General features: G+C 69.9%; 1 protein-coding gene and 1 pseudogene. Both read left to right on the top strand.

Annotated elements, in window-relative coordinates:
• Nucleotides 1-507: pseudogene (locus KH616_RS25015) on the top strand (aspartate:proton symporter); the annotation flags it as partial.
• A gap of 76 nt (nucleotides 508-583) precedes the next feature.
• On the top strand, nucleotides 584-1347 hold a 764-nt coding region (locus tag KH616_RS25020; RefSeq protein WP_292254938.1), incomplete at its 3' end, for an aldehyde dehydrogenase family protein.

Below are 1347 nucleotides of genomic sequence, written 5' to 3' on the forward strand. Positions count from 1 at the left end.
ACGCTGCCGTTCCCGTCGTGGGAAGCGCTGATCAACACGGTGTCGGCCGCGCTGGTGCTGAGCTACGCCGTCGCGCCCGTGTCGGTCGCCGCGCTGCGCCGCACCGCCCCCGACCTGCCGCGGCCGTTCCGCGCGAGCGCGTTCGCCATCACCGGCCCCGCGTCATTCGTGATCGCTGCCCTGATCGTCTACTGGTCTGGCTGGCACACGGTCTCCTGGCTGCTCGGCCTGCAGATCGCGATGTACGCGATCTATCTCGCGTGCCACCGCTGGGTGCCGACCGCTCACCTGAGCCTGCGCGAACAGGTACGCGCGTCCGCATGGCTCGTCGCGTTCTACGTAGCGATGATCGTCCTGTCGTATTTCGGCGGCTTCGGCGGCACGGGCCAGCTCGCGCATCCGTACGACACCGCCGTGGTCGCGATCGTCTCGCTCGCGATCTATTACTGGGGCGCGCGTACGGGCGTGCCGTCCGCGAAGCTGCAGCTCGCGGACGACGAGAGCTGACACGGCGCGGCCGCCCTTCCCTTTCTGTTCCACCGGCCGGGCCGTTCACACCCGGCCTGCATTTTTCGAGGAAAACATGCGACTTTCAGGCGAGCTTCTGATCGGCCAATCTGCCGTCTTCGGGCAGAACGGCACACTCCGCGCGATCGCGGCCGCAACCGGCGAGCCGCTCGAACCGGCATTCGGCGGCGCGAGCCGGCACGACCTCGAGACAGCCTGTGCGCTGGCCGACGACGCGTTCGATATATACCGGGAAACGAGCCTCGAGATCCGCGCGGCGTTTCTCGAAGCGATCGGCCGCAACATCCTGGCGCTCGGCGACGAACTGATCGAGCGCTGTGTCGCCGAATCGGGCCTGCCCCGCGCGCGGGTCGAAGGCGAGCGCGGCCGCACCGTCGGCCAGCTCGGCCTGTTCGCGTCGGTCGTACGCGACGGCGGCTTCATCGATGCCCGGATCGATCCGGCCCGCCCCGACCGCAAGCCGCTGCCGCGCGTCGACCTGCGCCTGCGCAATATCGCGATCGGCCCGGTTGCCGTATTCGGCGCGTCGAACTTCCCGCTCGCGTTTTCCGTCGCGGGCGGCGACACGGCGTCCGCACTCGCGGCCGGCTGCCCGGTGATCGTCAAGGCGCACTCCGCACATCCGGGCACGTCGGAACTGGTCGGCCGTGCGCTCCAGCAGGCGGTACGCGAATGCAGGCTGCCCGCGGGCGTGTTCTCGCTGCTGTTCGACGCATCGCGCGAAATCGGCCAGGCACTCGTCGCCGATCCGCGCATCAAGGCGGTTGGCTTCACCGGCTCGCGCCGCGGCGGCGTCGCGCGTCACGACGCGGTCGCGTG

Source organism: Burkholderia sp., assembly GCF_018375725.1.
In the GTDB taxonomy this organism is placed as follows: domain Bacteria; phylum Pseudomonadota; class Gammaproteobacteria; order Burkholderiales; family Burkholderiaceae; genus Burkholderia.